This is a genomic window from Janthinobacterium sp. SUN100, assembly GCF_030397705.1.
Classification (GTDB): Bacteria; Pseudomonadota; Gammaproteobacteria; order Burkholderiales; family Burkholderiaceae_D; genus Janthinobacterium; species Janthinobacterium kumbetense.
The window spans coordinates 521,477-541,450 of sequence record NZ_JAPUBU010000004.1 but is presented as its reverse complement, the minus strand read 5'-3'; the positions used below and the strand labels follow the sequence as shown (position 1 = coordinate 541,450).

The window sequence follows — 19,974 nt, the reverse complement described above, 5'->3', positions numbered from 1 at the left end:
CGAGCGGGGCATTTTTTTGCCTGCGGTTCAACTGGCCGGCTTGAATTCCCACTGCCGCCATGCCGCCCGCACGGCATTCGGGTACTCGGCCCGCCCCCGGCTGCCGTTGTAGCGCCCCAGCGCCAGGTATAAATCGCCCTTTTCCATATCCAGGTACATGCGCAGGATCGCACAGCCATAGCGCAGATTCGTCTGCATGTGGAACAGCTTGCTGCGGTCGCTGTCGCCGATGACGCCCGTCCAGAACGGCATCACCTGCATGTAGCCGCGCGCGCCGGCCAGCGAGACGGCATATTTGCGGTAAGCCGACTCCACCTGGATCAGGCCCAGCACCAGGGCCGGTTCCAGGCCCGCGCGGCGCGCTTCATACCAGACTGTTTCCAGGAATTCCGTGCGCAGCTGCACATCCGGCAGCTTGCGCTGCAGGCGCGACGACATCTGCGCCAGCCATTGCTGGTAGCGCTGCAAGTCGGCGGGAGTGGCAAATTTGGGTTGCGGCGGGCGTTCGTCGCGGATCGCGTGCGACAGCGCCAGGCGGACGGAGTCGGCCAGCGCCTCCTCCTTCTGGTTGCCGGCCTGCGCCGGAAAAGCGCAGGCCAGGCAGGCGGCCAGCGCGAGCGCGCCAGCCGTTTTACTTACTGATATGCGCTTCACTGCGCCATTTTGCCCTGGATGAAGGCGACGATCTCGTCCGGCGCCACGCCGGTGGCTTCCGCATCGCGGCGGCCCTGGTATTCCAGCTTGCCTTCTTTCAGGCCGCGCTCGCCGATGACGATGCGGTGCGGCACGCCAATCAGTTCCCAGTCAGCGAACATGGCGCCAGGGCGCAAGCCGCGGTCGTCGACGATGACATCGACGCCAGCGCCTTGCAGGGCCGCGTACAGCTTCTCCGTCTCTTCCTTGACCAGTTCGCTGCGGTCCATGCCCATCGGGCACAGCACGACCTCGAATGGCGCGATCGACGCCGGCCAGATGATGCCCTTGTCGTCGAAGTTCTGCTCGATGGCGGCGCCCAGGATGCGCGTCACGCCAATGCCGTAGCACCCCATCTGCAGCGGCGCAGGCTTGCCGTTTTCATCGAGGAAGGTGGCTTTCATGCTTTCCGAGTACGCCGTACCCAGCTGGAACACGTGGCCCACTTCGATGCCGCGCTCGATGGCGAGCGTGCCCTGGCCGTCCGGCGAAGCGTCGCCGGCGACGACATTGCGCAAGTCGGCCACGATGGCAGGCTCGGCCACGTCGCGGCCCCAGTTGGCGCCCGTGTAGTGGAAACCGGCGTCATTCGCGCCGCAGACGAAGTCGCTCATGTGGGCGACCGTGCGGTCCGCCACCACGGTGACGGGCGCTTGCGTGCCGATCGGGCCCAGGTAGCCAGGAATCGTGCCGTAGACTTCCAGGATTTCCGCTTCCGTCGAGAAACGGTGACCGGCCAGGCCGGCAACCTTGCCCACCTTGATGTCGTTCAATTCATGGTCGCCGCGCAGCAGCAGCATGAAATGCTGTTTCGCAACTTTTTCATCCTTGCCAACGGTTTCCACCGTCAGGGCGATGGTTTTCACGGTCTGCGACAGGGCTATGCCCAGCAGGGCAGCCACGGTTTCGCACTTGACGGTATCCGGCGTGGCCGTTTTCGTCAGCGCCTGGCTTGCTGCCGGGCGTTCGCCCGCTGGCGGCAGCGCTTCGGCCGCTTCCATGTTGGCCGCGTAATCGGAGGTTGGGCAGTACACGAGCGCGTCTTCCCCCGTGTGGGCGATGACGTGGAATTCATGCGAACCGGAACCGCCGATGGCGCCGTTATCGGCTGCCACGGCGCGGAATTGCAGGCCGAAACGCGTGAAGATGCGCGTGTAGGCGTCAAACATGACCTTGTACGACGCTTGCATGCCGGCCAGATCGCGGTCGAACGAGTAGGCGTCCTTCATGGTGAATTCGCGACCGCGCATCAGGCCGAAGCGTGGGCGGCGCTCGTCGCGGAACTTCGTCTGGATGTGATAAAAGTTCAACGGCAGCTGGCGGTAGGACTTGATTTCCGTGCGCACGACGTCCGTGATGACTTCTTCCGATGTCGGCTGGATCGCGTATTCGCGGCCGTGGCGGTCTTTCACGCGCATCAGTTCGTCGCCCATCTTGGTCCAGCGGCCCGTCTCTTGCCACAGTTCGGCCGGCTGCACGAGCGGCATCAGCAGTTCGATACCGGCGGCTTTGTTCATCTCGTCACGGATGATGGCTTCCACCTTGCGGATCACGCGCAAGCCCATCGGCATGTAGGTATAGATGCCGGAACCGAGGCGTTTGATCATGCCTGCACGCATCATCAATTGGTGGCTGACGATTTCCGCGTCAGAAGGTGCATCTTTAAGTGTGGAAATAAAAAAACGGGAGGCGCGCATAACGGTGAATTCTTTTTAAAAAGAGAGGGTTATAATCAACCTAATTTTAAAGGATTAGCTGGCTGATGCGTCCATACTTTACACAAATGCGCTCAATTGGTGCGATTCCGGCGCTTTTCGCACCCCGAAAAGGTCACCGGCTTGCGAAGTTGTGGGTAATTATGTAAAAAAGGATGCACTGTCGCAGAAAGTTTGAGGTGCATTATGCTCGACCGTGAAGGGTTTCGGCCCAACGTCGGCATCATCCTGCTAAACGCCCAGAACGAGGTGTGGTGGGGCAAGCGGGTGCGCGAGCACTCATGGCAGTTTCCGCAAGGCGGTATCAAATATGGCGAAACACCGGAACAAGCCATGTTTCGCGAACTTGAAGAGGAAATCGGACTCAGACAGGAACACGTCAAAATTGTCGGCCGCACCCGCGACTGGCTGCGCTATGAAGTGCCAGACCACTTCATCAAGCGCGAGATTCGCGGCCATTACCGTGGCCAGAAGCAGATTTGGTTTCTGCTGAGAATGTGCGCGCGCGATAACGACGTCAATCTGCGCCTGACCGACCATCCGGAGTTCGACGCCTGGCGCTGGCATGAATACTGGGTCCCGCTCGATGTCGTCATTGAATTTAAACGCGATGTCTACCAGCGCGCCTTGCAGGAGCTGTCCCGCTTCCTGACCTGGCCCGTGCATGGCAACGCACAGCAAGCGCACCGCCACACGTCGCGCTACCTGCGCCAGCCCCATGCGCCACGGGCACAGGATGGGGCGGCACTGGCCAAGCCTTGCGACGGCATTGCCGCCGAAGGGTGTACGCCGGAGTTGATCTTGCCGGGCAAGAGGTAGTCCACCGCAATGAACGCACTCTCCCACGCAAAAGGGGCAGCCTGAACAGGCTGCCCCTTTTTTCATTCCGGCAGGAAACTCCCCTGCCGGCAAGGCTGACTTAGTTTGCTGCCGGCGCTGGCGCAGCGGCTGGCACGTCGAGCGTGATCGCCTTCAAGCCCAGGATGTTGCTGCTGTAGTGGCGGATCTTGTTGGCCAGGGCTGGGTCATTGTTCAGCTTTTGACCGTACGACGGCACCATTTCCACCATCTTGGCTTGCCATTCCGGCGTTGCCAGGCGGCTCTTGAATGCCGTTTGCAGCACCTTGATCATGATCGGCGGCGCGGTCGAGGCGCCTGGCGAGGCCCCCAGCAGGGCGACGATGCTGCCATCGGCGGCGCCGACGACTTCCGTGCCGAACTGCAGCAAGCCACCTTTTACGGGGTCATCCTTGACGATTTGCACGCGCTGGCCCGCGTTTTGCAAGGTCCAGTCTTCCATCTTGGCGTTCGGCAGGTACTCGCGCAAAGTCTTCAGGCGGTCTTCAGGCGTGTTCATGACCTGTTCGACCAGGTATTTCGTCAGCGGAATATTGTCGTAACCGGCTTGCAGCATGGGTTTCACATTGCCAGTGCCGATCGAGGCAGGCAAGTCGATCCACGAACCGTTTTTCAGGAACTTGGTCGAGAAGGTGGCAAACGGGCCAAACAGCAGGGCTTTCTTGCCGTCGATGATGCGCGTGTCCAGGTGCGGCACGGACATCGGCGGCGAACCGACGGACGCCTTGCCGTAGACCTTGGCCGCATGCGCCGCCACCAGTTCCGGATTGGTGGTGACCAGCCATTGGCCGCCCACCGGCACGCCGCCGTAGCCCTTGGCTTCCGGAATGCCCGATTTTTCCAGCAGCGGCAGCGAACCGCCGCCGGCACCGATGAAGACGAACTTAGCGCGCATGGTCTTTTCCTTGCCGGCGTTCAAGTCTTTCACCGTCACGTTCCATACGCCATCGGCGCCGCGCTGGATGTTTTCCACCTGGTGGCGCAGGTGCAGGACCATGCCGTGGCTGTCCGTCAGGTACTTGACCAGGCCGCGCGTAAGGTTGCCGAAATTGACGTCGGTACCGATTTCCATGCGTGTCGCGGCCACTTTCTGGCCCTTGTCGCGGCCTTGCATCACCAGCGGCGCCCATTGCTCGATCTGCGCCTGGTCTTCCGAGAACAGCATGCCCTTGAACAGGTTTTCCTTTTGCAGCGCGGCGTAGCGCTTCTTCAAAAAGGCAATATTGTCATCGCCCCACACAAAGGCCATGTGCGGCACGTTATTGATGAAGGTTTGCGGCGCGCCCAGGTGCTTGTTGGCGACCTGATAAGCCCAGAATTGCTTGGAAATTTCGAATTGCTCGTTGATGGCAACGGCTTTCTTGGTCTCGATGCTGCCGTCGGCCGCTTCCGGCGTGTAGTTCAGTTCGGCAAACGCCGAGTGGCCCGTGCCTGCGTTGTTCATCGCATCCGAGCTTTCGGCGGCCACGGAATCGAGGCGCTCGACCATTTCCATCGTCAGCGACGGATCGAGTTCCTTGAGCATGCTGCCCAGAGTGGCGCTCATGGTGCCGGCGCCGATCAACAGCACGTCGACCGGTTTTTCGGACGAGGCCGGAGGGGTCTTGTCACATGCCGCCAGGATCAGGCACGACATCAAAAGTAATAGCGATTTACGCATACGTAACTCCGTTTATGAATACTGAAGGATGATTCTTGCGCGCCACCGTGGCGGCACCATCGCCGTATTGAATGAAAAACAACTAGCCAGCCGGAACGCCAGGGCGGCCGGACAGGTCAATGTCGATGGTGATAGGCATGCTGCCGCGCTCCGGGATATCCCAAGAGCATGATCTGGTGGCAAAGGTGCGGGCAATGGACAGCGCGGACCTCGTTGTCGGCTGAAAAACCGGCAATGAAATCGCCGTCATGTCCAGTGCAAATATCAAGAGCGGCGATTTTATCACCGTTATTTGGCGCCGCCGGGCCGTGGCGGTAGTGGATAATACTTACTGCAGGGTATTAAATGACGGTGACTATCGGGTCATGCATGCGGCCGCCAGACGGCAAAAAGGGCATCCTCGATGCCCTTTATTTATGTACGCGGTACAATGCCGGCTGCCCTTTAGCCATAGTCCTTCAGCCATGTTCAACCCCTCTTCCGACGATGTGCGCCGTTTCTTTTGCGAAACATTGCGCAAGCACCGCGCCCATGAAATCCTCACGCCGATGGAAGCCATTGCGCTCGACTGGATCCTCGAACACCCCGAGTATGAAAACGAGCTCTCCGACGTCGAAGCGGCGCTGGCGCGCGACTATTCCGTCGAAGGGGGACAAGCCAATCCTTTCCTGCACCTGTCCATGCATCTGTCGATCACGGAACAGGTGCAGGTGGACCAGCCGCGCGGCATCCGCCCGGCCGTCCAGCAGCTCACCCAGCGCCTCGATTCGGCCCATGCCGCCCAGCACGAAGTGATGGAATGCCTGGGCCAGATGATCTGGGCGTCGCAGCGCTCGGGCTTGCCGCCGGACACGGACGCCTATATCGACTGCGTGCGCAGACGTTAACCTGGCCGTACGGCCTGCGGCTGCAGTACCGGCGCCTTCGGCGCCTTGCCCAGCAATCCCAGCACCACCTGCAGCGCCATGGCGATGGCGCCGACGATGAAGACCACGTCGCCAAAGGTGCGTATCCAGCGCAGGTTCTGCAACAGCGGCTGCTGCATGAACGCTTCGCTGCGCGCATACCACAGGCCTTCCGTCACGCTGCCGTGGAACTGGATGATGCCAATCGGCAGCAAGCTGGTAAAGATCATCAGTACCAGGCCCGCGTTCAAGCCCCAGAACGCCGTCTTCATCAACGCAGGGCTGAAACGGTAGTCGGGCCGCAGATAGCGCAGCACCAGCAAGGTAAAGCCCAGTGCCAGGAAGCCGTACACGCCGAACAGCGCCGCATGCGCATGCACGGGGGTCGTGTTCAGGCCCTGGATGTAGTACAGCGCGACGGGCGGATTGATCATGAAGCCCAACACGCCCGCACCCAGCATGTTCCAGAAGGCGACGGCGACAAAGCACATCATGGGCCAACGCAGGTTTTCCATCCATGGCGCACGTTCCTTCAGGCGCCAGTTTTCCCACGCTTCATGCCCCAGCACGATCAGCGGCACCACTTCCAGCGCGCTGAAACTCGCGCCGATGGCCATCACGGGCGTGGTGGTGCCGGCAAAGTACAGATGGTGGAAAGTGCCGGGAATCCCGCCCAACATGAACAGCGAGGCCGACGCCAGGCTGGCCGTCGTGGCCATGCGCACCGACACCAGGCCTAGGGTCGAGAAGATGAAGGCCAGCGCCGTGGTGGCGAACACTTCAAAGAAGCCTTCCACCCACAGGTGCACCACCCACCAGCGCCAGTATTCCATCACCGATAAATGCGTGCGTTCGCCGTAGAACAGGCCGGCGCCATAGAACAGGCCGATGGCGCCCACAGATGCGGTCAGGAGCGCCAGCAGGTTCTTGTCGCCGCTCTTCTGGCACAGGGCCGGTATGACGCCGCGCAACATCAGCACCAGCCACAGCAGGATACCGACGAATTTGCCGATCTGCCACAAGCGCCCCAGGTCCACATATTCATACCCCTGATGGCCGAGCCAGAAATTCCACTCGGGCGGCATCACTTGCGCGATGGCCAGGTAATTGCCTATGAAAGAGCCGACGACGACCGCGACCAGGGCCCAGAACAGCACGTCGACGCCCAGGCGCTGCCACCTGGGATCCTTGCCGCCATTGATCAGGGGCGCCAGGAACAGGCCGGCGGCCAGGAAGCCCGTGGCGATCCAGAACAGCGCGGCCTGGATATGCCAGGTGCGCGTGAGCGCATACGGGAACCAGCGCGACACGTCGATGCCGTAGAACTGCTGTCCCTCCACCGTGTAGTGCGCCGTGAAGCCGCCGATGAAGACCTGGAAGATGAACAGGGCCACCACCAGGAACAGGTATTTTCCCAGTCCCCGCTGCGAAGGCGTCAGGGCGAAAGTGGTGAGCGGATCGCGCGGACCGGCCGCCGGCAGCGCGTCGTCGTGGTCGCGCAAAAAGGCCCAGCCCCACACGAGGAAGCCCACGCCGGCCAGCAGCACCACCACGCTGGCGACCGACCAGACGAGGTTTTCGCCGCTGGGCTGGTTGCCGATCAGCGGCTCATGCGGCCAGTTGTTCGTATAGGTCACTTTCTGGCCAGGACGCTCGGTGGCGGCGGCCCATGCCGTCCAAAAGAAGAACTGCGTCATCTGTGCGCGCCGCTCGGCGCTGGGCAAGGTGTTTTCCTTCATGGCGAAATGCTCGCGGCTGGCGTGCAGCGCAGGCGCGTCAGAGAACAGCTGGTCGTAATAGTGCGCCGTGCTGGCGATGGCTTGCACGCGGCGCGGCGACAGGCGCAGTACTTGCGCCTCATCGACCCGGTTGCCGCGGTATTCCAGCTTGAGCGCTTCGCGCAGCGCCGCCTGCGCGGGGCCGTCGAGCGCCGCGTAGGCCTTGCCATGCTGCTCTTGCGCGGCCAGTTCCAGCCAGGCCGTCAGTTCGCGGTGCAGCCAGTCGGCCGTCCAGTCGGGCGCCTGGTAGGCACCGTGGCCCCAGATGGAACCGAGCTGCATGCCGCCGACGGATTGCCAGGCCGTCTGGCCGTCGAGGATGCCCTCGCGGTCGAACAGTTGCCGGCCATCCTGCGCCAGCACTTGCGCGGGGATGGGCGGCGCCTGCCGGTAGACTTCCGTGCCGTAGTAGCCGAGCAGCGAAAACGTCACGATCAGCACACCGATCAGGGTGAACCAGAGTTTTTTGTACGGACCCATGGGTCATTCCTTTGTCAGTGCACCGCGGCCGGCGCAAAGCGCTCGAACAGGATATTGTTTTCGGTATGGATGTGCGCCATCAGGTCTGCACGGAAGGTGCGCAAGCCCGTGTACAGCGCGCGCCAGGTGGTACAGGCGCCGCCAGGTGCGGTGATATCGTTCGTCATTGCCTCCATCGCGCGCAAGGCCACGCCATGGTCGTCGTGCTCCATGCGCATGACGTTGATGGGCGCGCCGGCCCGCGGGCCCTGGCCGCGCACGATCATCGGGAACAACACGTCTTCTTCCTTGCGCATATGGCTTTCCAGCTCCTGCGCCATGGCCGACAGGTGTTCCGCCAGCCCGTGCGGACAGTCCGCGCGGTCGCCATGCACCTGCTCGACCTTGCGTGCCAGGCGTATCAGCTCGGGCAGCTGCTCGCGGTGCACGGCGTGGTAGCGCGCCAGGATATGCTCCACCAGCTCGGTGGCCGAGGCGTCCTGCCAGTCACGCTCGCCGCTGGCGTCAATCCGTCCTGCCAGCAGTTTCAGCTCCTCGACGATGGGCGCCGTGTCCACGCCGGCCGCTTCGGCTGCCGCGCGCAGGGTCTTGTTGCCGCCGCAGCAGAAATCCAGGCGGTGCGCATCGAACAGGCGCGTGGCGCCGGGGATGCGGCGGGCCAGCTGGCCCAGGGATAGCTCGATCATTTCCATAACAGTTCCTTGAGGATGAATAGGTAGATTTATTGCACCGCGCCTGCGTGGTAGACGCCGGGTACGGGTTCGCCAGTCACTTCCAGCACGCCCACGGCGCCCTTGCCTGCGCGCGACAGCGCATGGTCGACCAGCAGGTAGCTGCCCGGGTGCTGTACCTTGAGTTCGACGATGGTCGCGCCGCCCGGTGCCACCAGGGTGGTTTGCACGTCGTGTTTCGGGCTGCTGATCGAGCCTTCGCTGTACACCTTGTCGAAGATCTCGCCGATGATGTGGAACGATGAGATCTTGTTCGGGCCGCCGACGCCGAAATAGATGCGCACCGTCTCGCCCACTTTCGCCTGCAATTTGTGCGTCTTGCTCAAGGCGCCCACTTCGCCATTGAAGACGTAGTAGTCGGGCAGCTCATTGGCCATTTTTTCCAGGTTCGGTTCCTGGTGCACGGGCGCGCCGTGCGGACGGCCCGTGTACATCTCGCCCTGCATCACGTAATACTCGCGGTCCACCTTCGACAGGCCACCTTCCGGTTCGACCAGGATCATGCCGTACATGCCGGCCGCGATATGCTGCGGCACCAGGGGCGTGGCGCAGTGGTAGACGAACAGGCCCGGATTGAGCGCCTTGAAGGTCACCGTTTTTTCCTGTCCCGGCGCCACCTGCGTGTGCTGTCCGCCGCCATGGCCGCCCGTCACGGCGTGCAGGTCGATCGAGTGGATCATCTTGCTGTCCCTGGCGTTGAACAGGGTCAGTTCGACCGTGTCGCCCACCTTCGCGCGCAGCATCGGACCGGGCACTTGCCGGTTGAAGGTCCAGTAGGTAAAGCTGGTGCCGTCATCGAGCTTGCCCGGCAATTCCACCGTCTCCATGCGGTACTTGAGCAACTGCGGCGCGCGCGCGCCGATGGCGGCCGGCACGGAGGCAGGATTGGCCGCCACGCTGACGGCCGATGGGTCGGGACCGCGCATCGGCGATGGCGCGGGCGTGTACAGGGCCAGCGCGGCGGCCTGGCTCGATTCGCTGGCCGCGCTGCCGGCGCCGGCAGCCTTCGGTGCTCCCGCTTCGGCCAGCGAAGTGCCGCTCACGACCAGCTTGCCTTCCATGCCGATCTGGCGGTGGCCGGGAATCGAGCAGTAATAGGTGAACGTGCCGGCGCGCGTGACCTTGAAGCGCACGGTGGTGCTGCCGCTATTGGCGCTGAATTTGCTTGAAGCCACGTTCAGCTCGGGAATCAGCAGGTCGTGTTCGGCGCCTTCGCCGCTTTTCAGAACGAGTTCGACCGTTTCCCCCACCTTGGCCGCCAGCACGGGGTTGACCTGGCCCTTGGCGTCGATGAATACCATCTTGCCGTCGACGATATTGGTTTGCAGTTCATAGCGCTTGACCGCGGCGGTGGCAGGTTTGGCGGCAGTGGCGGCAGCGCTGGCAGGCAGGCCCGCCTGGGCCTGCACGGACAGGGGCATGGCCAGGACACAGACGGCCGCGGCAATGGCGCGGAGGGAGGGAGTCGTTTTCATCAAGCTTTCCTTGGTCTTGTATGCCGGTTTGGCACTCATACCTAGGCAAACCGTGTGCCAGGAAAAACTTGTTTTAAATCAACGATTTGAAAAACACAGGGTCGTAATGACCCTTGTTTGCCGTGGTTCGTTGTACCCTGCATGGTACTTATGACCACCACTGCCATCCACCTGCTGCTGCTCACCGACCTGGTCGCCGACCTGCCCGTGGCAGTGCGACTGCAGCGCCTGGTCGGCAGCCTGCGCGCGCACTTCGGCTGCGAAGCCATGGCCTTGCTCAAGCTCGATGGCGAGCACTTGCGCCCCGTGGCGATGGCCGGCCTGGCCAGCGACGCGCTGGGGCGTCGCTTCGCCGTCGCCGACCATCCGCGCCTGGCCGCCATCCTGCAACGGCGCGGCGTGCTGTGCTTCCATCACGACAGCTCCCTGCCCGATCCCTACGATGGCTTGATCGCCGAGCGGGCCGGCGAACCGCTGCCCGTGCACGACTGCATGGGCATGGCGCTGGACCTGGAGGGCGAACGCTGGGGCGTGATCACGCTCGACGCCCTGCAGGTAGGCACCTTCGATACGCAAGCGCAGCGCGATCTCGGTGAACTGGCTTGCGCCATCGAGGCGGCCGTGCGCGTGACCCGCCTGGAAACGGAAATCCGCGCCCTGCGCCTGTCGGGCGGCGCCATGCTGGCCGATGCGCAAGCGCCGCGCGAGGAACACGATTTCGTCGGCCAGAGCAGCGCCATCACGCACTTGCTGCACGAATTGCAGGTGGTCGCCGATTCCGAACTGCCCGTGCTGCTGCTGGGAGAGACGGGCGTCGGCAAGGAACTGTGCGCGCACCGCCTGCACCGGCTGTCGCGCCGCGCAGGCAAGCCCTTGATCCATGTCAATTGCGCGGCCTTGCCCGAGTCCCTGGCCGAGAGCGAATTGTTCGGCCATGTACGCGGCGCGTTTTCCGGCGCCGTCAGCGACCGGCCCGGGCGTTTCGAGGCAGCCGAAGGGGGCACCCTGTTTCTCGATGAAGTGGGGGAATTGCCGCTATCGATACAGGCCAAGCTGCTGCGCACCTTGCAAAATGGCGAAATCCAGCGCCTGGGCGCGGACCGGCCGCGCCGCGTCAACGTGCGCGTGATCGCCGCCACCAACCGCAGCCTGCGCGAGCATGTGCGCGACGGCACCTTCCGCGCCGACCTGTATCACCGCCTGTCCGTGTATCCCGTGCCGATTCCGCCGCTGCGCGAGCGGGGCAATGACGTGCTGCTGCTGGCCGGTGGTTTTCTTGAGCTCAACCGCGCGCGCCTGGGCCTGCGCAGCCTGCGCCTGTCCGCCGCGGCAGAAAACGCCCTGTGCCACTACCGCTGGCCGGGCAACGTGCGCGAACTGGAACATGTGATCAGCCGGGCCGCGCTGAAAGCCGTGATCCGCGGCGCGGACCGCAAGGACATCGTGACCCTGGAAACGGATATGCTCGACCTCGATGCGCTGGAGGCGCCAGCCGGTGCGAACGCGTCGCTGCCTGCGCCGGCCGCGTGCGGAGCGCCAGCAGCGCCGCTGCTGTCCATGCATCAGATCGTGGAAGCGAGCCAGCGCCAGGCCATCCGGCAAGCGCTGGTGCTACATCAGGATAACTGGGCCGCTGCCGCGCGCCAGCTGGGGCTGGACGCCAGCAATTTGCATAAGCTGGCGCGCCGGGTGGGGCTGAAGAACACCTAACCAAACCTACTGCGCGTCGGTATAGGCAACCTGCGATGCTCACTTTGCTTCAGCACAGTTCCGCGTCTCGGCCGCCTCTCCCTTCCGCTCGCTACGGTTTTGTCAGGTATCAGAACAACTAATAGACCCTGCGATACCGCTCAGCGGTGAATGACCAGGGTGGTCGGCAGACTGTGCAGGTAGGCGGCCAGGTCCTTGATGTCCTGGTTGCTCAGCGGTTTCACCTGGCCCGTCATGATGGCGTTGTTGCGGCCATTGGCCTTGTCGCCCCGCTTATACGCCGTCAAGGCGTGTTCCAGGTAATCCTTGTGCTGACCCGCCAATTTCGGATAGGACGGGTCGATGGGCGAACCGTAATCCTTGCCGTGGCAGGTGGCGCAGCTGTATTTTTCGGCCAGGGCCTTGCCCGTATTGATATTGCCGGCGGCGCTGGCGCCGAACGAGACGGTGGCGCAAACGAGGGCGGCGAGTAGTGTTTTCATCATCTGGCTGGTCCTCAGTTCGGCTTGGCTTGTTGCGCATAATACGCGGCGACATCGGCGATATCCTGGTCCGACAGGCTGCTGGCGATGCCCTTCATGCTCGGGTGCTTGCGATCGCCCTTCTTGTAGGCTTGCAGCGCATTCTCGATATATTTTGCCGGCTGGCCGCCGATCATCGGCACCTGGAACACTTCGGGAAAGGTTGCCTTGTAACCGGGGATGCCATGGCAGCCGATACACATTTCCACCTTGGCAGTCGCTGCCTTGGCGTTTCCTACAATGTCAGCCGCTGTGACGGCATTTGCTATGCCGGCAAGCACGAGAAGTGCAAATATTTTTTTCATAGTGGCAATGTGAACAAAGGTAATCGGAGAAACGCCAGAGCTGGTTTTTATTGATTTTATGTGTTGACAATTAAGGTTGACAATTAATCTGCTGCTTGCCGATTCTAGCCAAGATATTCTTGCAAGTCCACCTATAAAACCCGCATTGTAGGCAGGCAGGCACAGGCCGTCCGCGTGGCAGTGCGCCACAGTTCTGTTTATACTCACCATTTCCCTACTTTGGCAGACCGCTCATGCAAGCACAGCACACCCAGCAAGGCCAACGCTTCGAAGGTTCCGACAGCTATGTCGCCACCGCCGACCTGAAACTGGCCGTGAATGCGGCGCTGACCCTGCAACGCCCGCTGCTGATCAAGGGCGAACCGGGCACGGGCAAGACCATGCTGGCAGAGGAAGTGGCCGCCGCGCTGAACATGCCGCTGATGCAATGGCATATCAAATCGACCACCAAGGCGCAGCAGGGCCTGTACGAATACGACGCCGTCTCGCGCCTGCGCGACTCGCAGCTGGGCGACGAGCGCGTGCGCGACATCCAGAACTACATCGTCAAGGGCGTGCTGTGGCAGGCGTTCACGGCGCCCGAACCGGTGGTGCTCTTGATCGATGAAATAGACAAAGCCGACATCGAATTCCCGAACGACTTGCTGCGCGAACTGGACCGCATGGAATTCTACGTGTATGAGACGCGCGAAATGGTCACGGCGCGCCATCGCCCGCTCGTCATCATCACCTCGAACAACGAAAAGGAATTGCCGGATGCCTTCTTGCGCCGCTGCTTCTTCCATTACATCAAATTCCCGGACAAGGACACGATGGAGCAGATCGTCGCCGTCCACTACCCGCATCTGAAACAGGAATTGCTGGCGCAGGCGCTGCAAACCTTCTATGAAGTGCGCGACGTGCCGGGCCTGAAGAAAAAGCCGTCGACGTCGGAATTCCTCGACTGGCTCAAGCTCCTGCTGGCCGAGGACATCCCCTTTGACGCGCTGCGCAGCAAGGACAACAAGGCCGTCGTGCCGCCGCTGCACGGCGCGCTGCTGAAAAACGAGCAGGACGTGCACCTGTTCGAGCGCCTGATGTTCATGTCGCGCACCAACCGCTAAGGAGCGCCGGTGAACGACATCAGCCCGGACAAGGTCTTCGTCCCCCTGGAACTGCACGGCATCCGCCTCGAAGCGCTGGCGCCGCACCACGCGCCCGGCTTGCGCGCGGCGGCCATGGATGGCGAGCTGTGGAACCTGCGCGTCACCTCCGTGCCCGAGCCGGACCAGGTGGACCAGTACATTTTCAAGGGCATCGAAATGCGCCCTTCGCGCTTCGCCTTTGCCGTCATCGACGCGGCCAGCGGCGAGGTGCTCGGCACCACCAGCTACCACGACGTGGTGCCAGCCATCGGGCGCCTGGAAATCGGCTACACCTGGTATGCGAAGCGCTGCCAGCGCAGCCACGTCAACACCACCTGCAAATTGCTGCTGCTGGCGCACGCCTTCGACACGCTGGGCTGCGCGCTGGTGGGCCTGCGCACCGATAATTTCAACCACGCCTCGCAGGCGGCCATCGAACGCCTGGGCGCGAAAAAGGATGGCGTGCTGCGCCACCATGCGCTGCGCCGCGACGGCACCGTGCGCGACACGGTCATGTACAGCATCACGCGCGGCGAATGGCCGGAAATCGCCGCCCATCTGCGCTACAAGCTGGCGCAGCGCCCGATCGCCGCACTGCCCCGCGCAGGCGACGCCGGGACAGAGGAAGCGCCATGCTGATCGATTTCTTCTTCACGCTCAAGGATGCGAAGATTCCCGTCTCGATCAAGGAATTTTTGACCCTGCTCGAAGCGCTGCAAAAGAACGTCATCGACGCCTCAATGGACGATTTTTACTATCTGGCGCGCCTAACCCTGGTCAAGGATGAAGCCCATTTCGACAAGTTCGACCGCGCGTTTGCCCAGTACTTCAAGGGCGTCAACGCGGCCTTCGACACGAACGCGGCGATTCCCCTCGACTGGCTGCTCAAACGCATGCAGCGCGAGCTATCCGAGGAGCAGAAGGCGCAGCTGGAGAAATTCGGCTACGACAAGCTGATGGACCGCCTGAACGAGCTGCTGAAGGAACAGAAGGAGCGCCACGAAGGCGGCAGCAAATGGATCGGCACGGGCGGCACGTCGCCATTCGGCAATGGCGGCACGAACCCGGAAGGCATCCGCATCGGCGGCAAGGGCGGCAACCGCACGGCCGTGAAAGTGTGGGAAGCGCGCAGCTACAAGGATTACGACGGCGAGCGCGAACTGGGCACGCGCAACATCAAGGTGGCCTTGCGCCGCCTGCGCAAATTCGCGCGCGAAGGCGCGGAAGATGAACTGGCGCTGGACGCCACCATCGCCGCCACGGCCAATAACGCGGGCTATCTGGATATCAAAATGCGGCCCGAACGCAAGAACCGCATCAAGGTGCTGATGCTGCTCGATGTTGGCGGCAGCATGGACGACCATATCGAGCGCACCGAGGAACTGTTTTCGGCGGCGAAGACGGAATTCAAGAACATGGAGTTCTTTTATTTCCATAACTGCGTCTACGACTACCTGTGGAAGAACAACCGGCGCCGCAACGCCGAACGGTTCCCCACCTGGGACGTGCTGCGCAAATACCCGCCGGACACCAAGCTGATTTTCGTCGGCGACGCCACCATGAGCCCCTATGAAATCCTGCAACCGGGCGGCAGCGTCGAATACAACAACGAGGAAGCGGGATCGACGTGGCTGGCCCGCTTTACCCAGGCGTTCCCGAAATTCATCTGGCTCAATCCCGAATCGGAGGGATTATGGCAGTACCGCCAGTCGATCGGCGTGATGCGGCAGTTGATGAACAACCGCATGTTCCCCCTGTCGATCGACGGGCTGGAACGGGGCATGCGTCTGCTCAGTAAATAAAAGCACGCAACAAAAAGTCCATGGCGGCAGGGGGCCGCCATGCCGTACACTGCGACACGGCACTACCGTGCGGAGCCTCTCCGCTGCGGGCGGGTACCATACGCTGATACCAGCCCTGCCCAACCTGCTGCATCCTGTGCGCGGCCGCCATGGCCGCGACACTGTTCGATTGCGCACATCGTGCGCGCCTTCTGCTCCGGTAGAATCGGCGCATCGCTCTGCGCAAACCATGCACCATCGCTGCACCACGACATTGCCGCGCCAGCCCCCGTGCTGCCGGCCGGTGCCAGCGCCATTTTCAAAGGAATGAGCATGCAAAGTCTGATCTCGATCGCCGCCGACCTGTCCTGGCCGTTCGCCATCACCCTGGCCTGGGTGGTGGGCGAATTCGGCCACCGCTGGACTGGCCTGCCGCGCATCAGTTTTTACGGCGTGATCGGTTTCGTCCTCGCCCAAACCCAGGTGGGCATCCTGCCGCAGACGGACGCCGGCCCCATGCTGGTGCTGGCCGACGTGGCCTTCGGCCTGATCCTGTTCGAGGTGGGCTACCGCATCAACCTGCGCTGGCTGAAGAACAATCCGTGGATCGCCGTCACGGGCCTGGTCGAATCCTTGCTGACCTTTGCCGTCGTCTACTTCATCGGCATCGAATTCGGCAGCACCTCAATGACAGCGCTGCTGCTGGCATCACTCGCCATGTCCACCTCGCCGGCCACCATCATGCGCGTCATCAACGAGGAGCGCAGTTCGGGCCAGGTCACGGAACGCATCGTCCACCTCACCGCCCTCAATTGCGTGCTGGCCGTCTTCACGTTCAACATCATCGTCGGCTTCTGGATGTTCCAGAGTTCCACCGACCTGATCGAAGCCAGCAGCAGCAGCGCCGCCGTGCTGGCCGCCTCGGTGGCCGCCGGTACCGTCTTCGGCATCGTCGTGCCGGCCATGCTGCGCCGCCTGGGCAATATGGCGCAGGATGCCACCGTGGCCTTCGCGCTGTCGGTGATGCTGCTCGTCGCCCTCACCTACACTACCAGCCTGTCGCCGTTGCTGGCCACCCTCACCTTCGGCCTGGTGGCGCGCCACCGCCGTGTCGCCTTCAGCCAGGCGCAGCGCAATTTCGGCGCGCTCGGCGAGCTGCTGACGGTGCTGCTGTTCGTGTATGCCGCCTCGACCCTGGAATGGGCCAGCGTGGCTGCCGGCGCGGGCCTGGCCCTGGCCGTCGTCGGCGGGCGATTGCTGACGAAAGTCGTCGGCGTGGCCGCGTTCTCGCATGTCAGCGGTATTTCCTGGCGCAAGGGCGTGCTGACGGGCGTGGCGCTGACGCCCGTCTCCGTCTTCATCATCCTCCTGCTGGAACACGCGCGCCAGCATGGCGTGAACTTCGGCGACGAATTGAACGCCCTGGCCGCCATCACCCTGGGCCTGGAACTGGTCGGCCCCGTGCTGGTGCAGCGCGTGCTGATGCTGGCCAAAGAAACCCACGAAATCAAGGAGCGCTAAATGCCGCTGGAACCCTTTGGCCAATCGGCCGCGCTGACCTTCGGCGTCGAACTCGAACTGCAACTGGTGAACCTGTCGGACTATGACTTGACGGCCGCCAGCCCCGACCTGCTGCATCTGCTGAACAAAAAACCGTTCCCCGGCAACGTCACGCCGGAAATCACCGAGAGCATGATCGAGATCAACTCGAGCGTGCACACGCATCACGGCCCCCTGCTGGAGCAGCTGCAGGAAATCCGCGACACCTTGATCACGGCCGGCGACAAGCTCAATATCGGCATCGCGGGCGGCGGCACGCACCCGTTCCAGCAATGGTCGTCGCAAAAGATCTTTTCCAAGCCCCGCTTCCAGGAGATTTCGGAACTGTACGGCTACCTGGCCAAGCAATTCACCATCTTCGGCCAGCACGTGCACATCGGCTGCGCCTCGGGCGACGACGCCATGTTCCTGCTGCATTCGCTGAACCGCTACATCCCCCACTTCATCGCCCTGTCGGCGTCCTCGCCCTACGTGCAGGGACGCGACACCCTGTTCGATTCGGCCCGCCTCAATTCCGTGTTCGCGTTTCCCATGAGCGGGCGCGCGCCGTTTACGCTGAGCTGGGACCAGTTCTCCAACGAGTATTTCGCCAAGATGGAGAACACGGGCATCATCAAGAGCATGAAGGATTTTTACTGGGATATCCGTCCCAAGCCGGAATTCGGCACCATCGAACTGCGCGTGTGCGACACGCCGCTGACGGTGGAACGGGCCGCCGCGCTGGCCGCCTACCTGCAAGCGCTGTGCCGTTACCTGCTCGAACGCCGCGAAACCCCGCCGGTGGAAGACGATTATCTCGTATATAACTACAACCGCTTCCAGGCTTGCCGCTTCGGCCTCGATGGCGCCATCACGCATCCGAAAACCTACGAAACGATGTCACTGCGCGAAGACATCATGACCACCCTGCGCAAGATGGAACCGCACGCCGAGGCGCTGGGCGGCACGCCAGCCCTGAAACACCTGTCGGACGTGGCCAAGCAATGGAGCGACGCGCAATACCTGCGCAAGCAGCACAGCTTGCAGGGCAGTGCCGAGGGCATGGTCGATTCGGCGATCAGATGTTTTCGCGGTGAACCGATGAACTATTGACGCTGTCCGGTCCAGCCAACGTCGCGTCCATGGGGTCTGACCTGCCGGGTCAGCCCCCAGCATTCAACAACGTCAAACCCAAAAAAACCACACCCCATCTCCCCATCGTTTACAGCCGCCACCACCGCTTGTTACAATAAGTGAGAATGATTCTTATTATTGTTTAAAAACACCAGCCCACCCGGGCCGGCCATGCAAGGGGAATGCGATGCCGCTGGCAGAGCCGCTACAACGCCAGGACATCGCGACACTGTATGCCGACCACCACGGCTGGCTGCAAGGCTGGCTGCGCAAGAAGTTGGGCAGCACCGCCTGCGCGGCCGATGTGGCGCACGACACATTCATGCGCCTGCTCGACCGCGAAGACGCCATCGCCGCGCGCGAGCCGCGCGCCTTTCTCGCCATCGTCGCGCAGCGCGTGCTGTTCAACCATTACCGCCGTCAGAAACTCGAACAGGCTTACCTCGACGTACTGGCGCAACTGCCGCCCCGGCATGCGCCATCGCCCGAGGAACGGGCACTGCTGCTGGCAACCGTGTTTGAACTGGACCGCATGCTCGACGGCTTGCTGCCTCCCGTGAAACGGGCTTTTTTACTGCGCCAGCTCGACGAGCTGCCGCAGGAAGACATCGCGCGCCAGCTCGGCATCTCGCTGGCCACGGTGAAACGCCACCTGCAGCGCGCCGGCAGCGCCACGCAGGCGTGGCAGCAGTTGCAAACGCAGCATGAACACCTGCCGCCCGCCATGCACGCTTCCCTACTGCGCGCCTGCGTGCAAGCGAATGCGCCGCGCCGCCATGCCGTCAAGACCCTGGCCCTGCTGCTGGCCTGCGGCGCCTCGCTGTATGCGTTTGAGCGCCGCAGCCCATGGCGCGGCTGGATGGCCGATTACCGCACGGCAGTCAACCAGCGCCGCATGGCGACCCTCGATGACGGCACCCAACTCACGCTCAACACCGGCAGCGCCGTGAACATCGCTTACGACGGCGAGCGGCGCAGCATCGAACTGCTGGCCGGCGAAATCTCCATCGCCACCGGCATAGATGCAGCGCGGCGCCCCTTCTTCGTCGCCACGCCGCATGGCAGCCTGCAGGCACTGGGCACGCGCTTCACCGTGCGCCTGCACGATGACTATGCCAGCGCCGGCGTGCTCGAAGGGGCCGTCGCCGTGCTGGCCAGCGACGGCGCCCAGCGTCTGGTGCTGCATCCCGGCGAAGGTGCCCATTTCGACAGCAACAGCCATCATCGCCAGGCGCTGGCGCCATATGGCGGCGCCTGGCTCGACGGCATGCTGGTGGCGCGCGACATGCGCCTGGCCGATTTCCTCGCCGAGCTGGCGCGCTACAGCGAGCATCCGCTGGCCTGCGCGCCCGGCATCGCCGACCTGCGCGTCTCCGGTTCCTACCCGCTGGCCAATGTCGGCGCCATCCTCGACGCCGTCAGCGCCAGCCTGCAATTGCGGCGCAATACCGTCACGCGCTTCTGGGGTCAGCAAGTCGTCAGGATCGAACTGGTGGCCCGCTGAATTAAATTTTCTGCAAAGTGAGCTGTTTCGGCGTGCTCGCGTGACTTGGAAGATAGGTAGT

The 19,974-nt window shown here is 62.8% G+C and carries 17 protein-coding genes and 1 pseudogene; 10 read left to right on the top strand and 8 right to left on the bottom strand.

The features are described 5' to 3' along the window. Positions 1-27: 27 nt before the first annotated feature. Complete coding sequence (locus O0881_RS22500) at positions 28-654, bottom strand: lytic transglycosylase domain-containing protein (RefSeq protein WP_289913156.1); 627 nt, start codon at positions 652-654, stop codon at positions 28-30. After that, positions 651-2,390, bottom strand: coding sequence for a proline--tRNA ligase (locus tag O0881_RS22495; protein ID WP_289913155.1), 1,740 nt, complete (start codon positions 2,388-2,390; stop codon positions 651-653). The genes O0881_RS22500 and O0881_RS22495 overlap by 4 nt, the downstream gene beginning before the upstream one ends. Positions 2,391-2,594: 204 nt before the next feature. Here O0881_RS22495 and O0881_RS22490 point away from each other — a divergent pair, with 204 nt between their 5' ends. Then, positions 2,595-3,227 carry an RNA pyrophosphohydrolase gene (locus tag O0881_RS22490; RefSeq protein WP_289913153.1) on the top strand — a complete coding sequence of 211 codons (633 nt, stop codon included), beginning with the start codon at positions 2,595-2,597 and terminating at the stop codon, positions 3,225-3,227. Between the two features lie 100 nt (positions 3,228-3,327). Here the strand turns inward: O0881_RS22490 and mqo are convergent, their stop codons facing one another. Further along, a complete protein-coding gene (gene mqo, locus O0881_RS22485) occupies positions 3,328-4,926 on the bottom strand; it encodes a malate dehydrogenase (quinone) (protein WP_218965305.1) in 1,599 nt (532 codons plus the stop codon). A 464-nt stretch (positions 4,927-5,390) separates the two neighbouring features. On the opposite strand from mqo, the gene O0881_RS22480 reads away from it, so the two are divergent. Beyond that, a complete protein-coding gene (locus O0881_RS22480; RefSeq protein ID WP_034780276.1) occupies positions 5,391-5,813 on the top strand; it encodes a DUF1841 family protein in 423 nt (140 codons plus the stop codon). Here the strand turns inward: O0881_RS22480 and O0881_RS22475 are convergent. The 3 genes from O0881_RS22475 to nirK are packed head-to-tail and all read right to left on the bottom strand — an operon-like array spanning position 5,810 to position 10,295. Then, positions 5,810-8,089, bottom strand: coding sequence for a nitric-oxide reductase large subunit (locus O0881_RS22475; protein WP_289913152.1), 2,280 nt, complete (start codon positions 8,087-8,089; stop codon positions 5,810-5,812). The two genes, O0881_RS22480 and O0881_RS22475, sit on opposite strands and share 4 nt — an antisense overlap. A 14-nt stretch (positions 8,090-8,103) precedes the next feature. Then, positions 8,104-8,781, bottom strand: coding sequence for an iron-sulfur cluster repair protein YtfE (gene ytfE / locus O0881_RS22470; protein WP_289903487.1), 678 nt, complete (start codon positions 8,779-8,781; stop codon positions 8,104-8,106). 29 nt (positions 8,782-8,810) lie between these two features. After that, complete coding sequence (gene nirK / locus O0881_RS22465; RefSeq protein WP_289913151.1) at positions 8,811-10,295, bottom strand: copper-containing nitrite reductase; 1,485 nt, start codon at positions 10,293-10,295, stop codon at positions 8,811-8,813. A 150-nt stretch (positions 10,296-10,445) separates the two neighbouring features. Here nirK and norR point away from each other — a divergent pair, with 150 nt between their 5' ends. Then, positions 10,446-12,005 carry a nitric oxide reductase transcriptional regulator NorR gene (gene norR / locus O0881_RS22460; protein WP_289913150.1) on the top strand — a complete coding sequence of 520 codons (1,560 nt, stop codon included), beginning with the start codon at positions 10,446-10,448 and terminating at the stop codon, positions 12,003-12,005. 140 nt (positions 12,006-12,145) lie between these two features. On the opposite strand, the gene O0881_RS22455 is transcribed toward norR, so the two are convergent. Both O0881_RS22455 and O0881_RS22450 read right to left on the bottom strand, forming a co-directional pair. Beyond that, positions 12,146-12,487, bottom strand: coding sequence for a cytochrome c (locus O0881_RS22455; RefSeq protein ID WP_071075485.1), 342 nt, complete (start codon positions 12,485-12,487; stop codon positions 12,146-12,148). 14 nt (positions 12,488-12,501) lie between these two features. After that, positions 12,502-12,831 carry a cytochrome c gene (locus tag O0881_RS22450; protein WP_092796428.1) on the bottom strand — a complete coding sequence of 110 codons (330 nt, stop codon included), beginning with the start codon at positions 12,829-12,831 and terminating at the stop codon, positions 12,502-12,504. 233 nt (positions 12,832-13,064) lie between these two features. Here O0881_RS22450 and O0881_RS22445 point away from each other — a divergent pair, with 233 nt between their 5' ends. The 7 genes and pseudogenes from O0881_RS22445 (at position 13,065) to O0881_RS22415 (ending at position 19,913) form a co-directional block, all read left to right on the top strand. Further along, positions 13,065-13,934 carry a MoxR family ATPase gene (locus O0881_RS22445; protein ID WP_034780284.1) on the top strand — a complete coding sequence of 290 codons (870 nt, stop codon included), beginning with the start codon at positions 13,065-13,067 and terminating at the stop codon, positions 13,932-13,934. 9 nt (positions 13,935-13,943) lie between these two features. After that, on the top strand, positions 13,944-14,594 hold the full coding sequence (locus tag O0881_RS22440) for a GNAT family protein (protein ID WP_289913148.1): 651 nt from the start codon (positions 13,944-13,946) through the stop codon (positions 14,592-14,594). Then, a complete protein-coding gene (locus O0881_RS22435) occupies positions 14,588-15,757 on the top strand; it encodes a hypothetical protein (RefSeq protein WP_289900275.1) in 1,170 nt (389 codons plus the stop codon). The genes O0881_RS22440 and O0881_RS22435 overlap by 7 nt, the downstream gene beginning before the upstream one ends. Positions 15,758-16,069: 312 nt before the next feature. Further along, positions 16,070-17,257: a cation:proton antiporter gene (locus O0881_RS22430; RefSeq protein ID WP_034780723.1), complete on the top strand. Its 1,188-nt coding sequence runs from the start codon at positions 16,070-16,072 to the stop codon at positions 17,255-17,257. Continuing rightward, complete coding sequence (locus O0881_RS22425) at positions 17,258-18,388, top strand: YbdK family carboxylate-amine ligase (protein WP_289913144.1); 1,131 nt, start codon at positions 17,258-17,260, stop codon at positions 18,386-18,388. A 208-nt stretch (positions 18,389-18,596) separates the two neighbouring features. Continuing rightward, positions 18,597-19,079 (top strand): annotated as a pseudogene (locus O0881_RS22420) (sigma-70 family RNA polymerase sigma factor); the annotation flags it as partial. A gap of 54 nt (positions 19,080-19,133) precedes the next feature. Beyond that, positions 19,134-19,913, top strand: coding sequence for a FecR domain-containing protein (locus O0881_RS22415; protein ID WP_354670223.1), 780 nt, complete (start codon positions 19,134-19,136; stop codon positions 19,911-19,913). Positions 19,914-19,974 lie beyond the last annotated feature (61 nt).